Annotated in this window: 3 protein-coding genes; all 3 read left to right on the top strand. The window is 50.1% G+C overall.

Translation table 11 applies throughout. The annotated features are described in order from the left end of the window. A partial coding sequence (locus tag ACP5SG_RS09460; protein WP_428124005.1) for a TolC family protein occupies nt 1-1,264 on the top strand: 1,264 nt, incomplete at its 5' end. Beyond that, a complete protein-coding gene (locus ACP5SG_RS09455; RefSeq protein ID WP_237888092.1) occupies nt 1,248-2,456 on the top strand; it encodes an efflux RND transporter periplasmic adaptor subunit in 1,209 nt (402 codons plus the stop codon). The genes ACP5SG_RS09460 and ACP5SG_RS09455, both read left to right, overlap by 17 nt. Beyond that, nucleotides 2,449-3,619, top strand: a 1,171-nt coding sequence (locus tag ACP5SG_RS09450) for an efflux RND transporter permease subunit (RefSeq protein WP_428123998.1), incomplete at its 3' end; no start/stop codon positions are given. The genes ACP5SG_RS09455 and ACP5SG_RS09450, both read left to right, overlap by 8 nt.

The following is a 3,619-nucleotide window of genomic DNA, read 5'->3' as shown; positions in this document are numbered from 1 at the left end:
TTCAAAGGCGGTCGAGTTGGCCATGTCCAACAACCCACTTCTAAAAGGCGCTAGTGCCTCCCTGGAGGCGTCGCAGGCGAATAGATCGGCAAGTCTGAGCGCCTTCTTTCCAACCTTAAATTTCTATGAAGACCTTGAAAGGACCAACAATCCGCCGATGGTCTTTACCTATAAACTTGCGCAGGAACGCTTTACATCCCGGGATTTTGATATAGACAGGCTTAACAATCCTACGCCGATAACTAATTGGCAAGGCCGCTTCGTATTGACACAGCCGATATTCAACCAAGGTAGGGAGATCATCGGATATCGCTTGTCCAAGGTCCAGGAACAGATAGCAGCCCTAGAAAAGACCAAGATAAGGCAAGAGGTCTCTTTTCAGGTGGAAAAGGCCTATTATCAGGCCATCCTTGCCGAGAAGACCCTGGATGTCATGACAGCATCGGTCGAGACCGCCAAGGCCATGGAAGGACTTGCGGCAAAAAGAGAAAAGGCCGGCCTTGCCCTGAAATCAGATCTACTGTCCGCAAGGGTGCATCTCGTCTCTGCCGAACGCGAGAGACTAAGGGCGGAGGGAGATGTCAAGATTGCGATGGCCGCGTTGGATAAGGCCATGGGGATATCGCAAGACCGCGAATGGGAACTTGAACCTCCTCAGACAAATACAGACCTGGCATCCAGGGGTTTGGAGGCCTGGCTTGAGATCGCCCGCAGGAAACGGCCTGAATCGCTCCTTTCAAAAAAAATGGTCCAGGCGGCAGGCCTCAAGACCAAAGAGGCTGAGTTTCAGTTTTTGCCGTCATTAAATCTCCAAGGATCATATGAAACAAATAGCAGGGACCTCCTTGGAACAGATGGAGATTCGTGGAGTATAATGGCTGTGATGTCCTTCAATATATTTAATGGTCTGGGAGACAGGGCAAGGCTTGCAGCCGCCAGTGCCGAGGAACGGCGCACCAGATATAAAGATCAAGACATAAACGCCCAGATCGGCCTTGAGGTAAGGCAGGCGTATTTCAATCTTATAACCGCCAAAAAACAGCTTGATGTAACGGAAAAAGCAGTCGCACAGGCTGAAGAAACCTTAAGAATACTTAAAAAACGCTATGAAAACGGATTGGCCTTGATGGTGGAGGTGTTGAGCGCCGAGACAGCCCTTAAACAGACCAGACTTCAAGCTGCTCAGGCGCGATATGATTACATGACAGCCATGTCGGATCTCAAGCTTAAGACAGGGGTATTGGGTAATGACGACGAGAGTTAGACCTATAGGTAATTATGTGGGCAGATTTTTTCTTTTTGGCGCGGCATCTATCTTTTTATTGCTTTCTCTGACCGGTTGCGCCGATCAAGATCAAAAATCGAGAAGAAAACCTGTCTCTGCGGTCAGCGCTCAGACCTATGAGGTCACAGAGGCCTCCATGCCTGATATGGAGGTCTTTTCAGGCAGAACGAAGGCCAAAATACAGGCCGTATTGGCATCAAATACCTCAGGATTTGTCCGCGAGGTCAGGGTGCGCGAGGGCGATGTGGTCAAGAAGGGTGATCTGCTCTTGACTATAGATGATACAAGGGCAAGGTCGGAGATAGAATCCGCAATGGCTGAAAAGGCGGCGATGGTCAGTCAAAAGGCAGCGGTCATGGCGGATCTCGCATATGCAAAGGCCAATTTTGAGCGCCTTGAACGACTCAAAAAAGAGGATGCCGCAACCCAGGAGGAATTTGACCGGGCCCTCGCCCGATTCAAGGCCCTGGAGAACCAAGCCTCCGCCCTTGATGCAAACATAAGACGCATTGAAGCCAACTTGAATGAAGCAAGAAACCAGCTCTCATACGTCTCCCTCGTCTCGCCTGTAAACGGCCTGATAGTGGAAAAGACGGTCGATCCAGGAAGCTATGTAAATCCGGGCACACCCCTTTTAAAAATTGACGCCGTAGACAGCGGATACTGGTTTGATGCCGACATAGACGAGGCCCTTCTTGCAAGGACCAAGCCCGGCGACAATGTATATCTGTCCATCCCATCAGCGCACATCAGCGAAGCCGCAAAAATAACCCGAGTCGTGCCTTATGTAAATCCACTAACCCATACGTTTAATATAAAGATAGACCTCAAAAAACAGCCAGACCATGACCTGATAAAAAGCGGCCTCTATGGAAAAGTCATTCTGTTGAAAGGCCACATAAAATGTCTTGTAGTCCCTGAAAAGGCCCTGGTCACAAGGGGTGGAATGACGGCCGTATATACTGTAGGCAGAGACCGAATAGTCCACTGGAGGGTAGTAAAGACCGGTAGAAAGTGGATATATGAAGATGGCACGTGGATGCCGTATCCTGGGTCCGGCCAAGGTCGGCATGGGGATGTCTTTGTCGAGATACTGAGCGGGGTAAACCCGAAGGATACGGTGGTGGTTTCAAACCTAGACATGGTACAGGAGGGTGTACGCCTTGAATAGTCTTAAACCCCACGTCATGGAGGCGCATAATACCTTCCTGGCAAGGCTTACAGAGACATTCATCGATTCTAAGATTACCCCGCTTGCCATCATTGCAAGCCTCCTTCTCGGGGCGTTTGCAATTTTTTTCACGCCGAGCGAAGAAGAACCCCAAATTGTAGTACCTATGATAGACGTGATGGTCTCTATGCCAGGTTCGACCCCAAAAGAGATCGAAAACAGGGTCATAGGCCCTATGGAAAAACTCATCTGGGAAATCCCTGGCGTCGAGTATGTCTATTCCACCGCTATGCCCGACCAGGCCATGACCGTGGTCAGATTCAAGGTCGGAGAAGATATGGAAAAGAGTCTAGTCAAGGTCTATGACAAGCTATATGCCCATCTTGACTGGATTCCACCTGGCTGCAGCAAACCCATCCTGAAACCTCATTCTATAGATGACGTACCGATACTTGCCATCACCCTGTGGGGAGATGGCTATGACGGCTCCACCTTAAGGCGCATAGCGACTCAGCTTAATGACGAGATACGCGCGGTCAATGGGGTAAGCGAGACGAAGATCATAGGGGGTCTCAAAAGACAGGCCAGGGTGATCCTTAAGCCCAATGCCCTTGCCGGCCTTTCAATTGATGCGGCAGACGTAGTAGCCGCCCTTTCGTCCCAGAATCAGGCCTCCTGGATATCCGACATCTCTAACAACAACCAGAGCTTTTCCCTCAGGCTCAATAATTTCTTTACTGATATAAACGACCTTGAAAAGACGGTCATCAAGGTCGTGGACGGTAAACCGATTTATCTCGGCCAAGTGGCCCAGATAATAGATGGCCCTGAAGAACCCACATCCTATGTAATGATAGGCGCCGGCCTTGGGGCTGAAAAAAAGGGTGTAAAGATCGCCCCTGGTGCATTAAAAGAGGCGGTGACAATAGCCATATCCAAACGTAAAGGTGAGAACGCCACATCCATCGCTAACACCGTACTCAATAAGGTAGAGGGGCTAAAGGGTTTCATCCTCCCTTCAGACGTCCACGTGGTAGTGACACGGGATTACGGCGAAACCGCCAAGGAAAAGTCCAACGAGCTCCTTGAACATCTGGCGCTTGCCACTATATCTGTAGCCATCCTTATGGCCCTACTCCTTGGCGTTCAGGCAAGCCTCGTGG

It is taken from the genome of Dissulfurimicrobium sp., from assembly GCF_049968175.1.
Classification (GTDB): domain Bacteria; phylum Desulfobacterota; class Dissulfuribacteria; order Dissulfuribacterales; family Sh68; genus Dissulfurimicrobium; species Dissulfurimicrobium hydrothermale.
This window is presented reverse-complemented; position numbering and strand designations above follow the sequence as displayed.

What these genes read in the sequence shown, in the direction of transcription:
- ACP5SG_RS09455 (WP_237888092.1), top strand. Translation starts at nt 1,248, where the DNA reads ATGACGACGAGAGTTAGACCTATAGGTAATTATGTGGGCAGATTTTTT.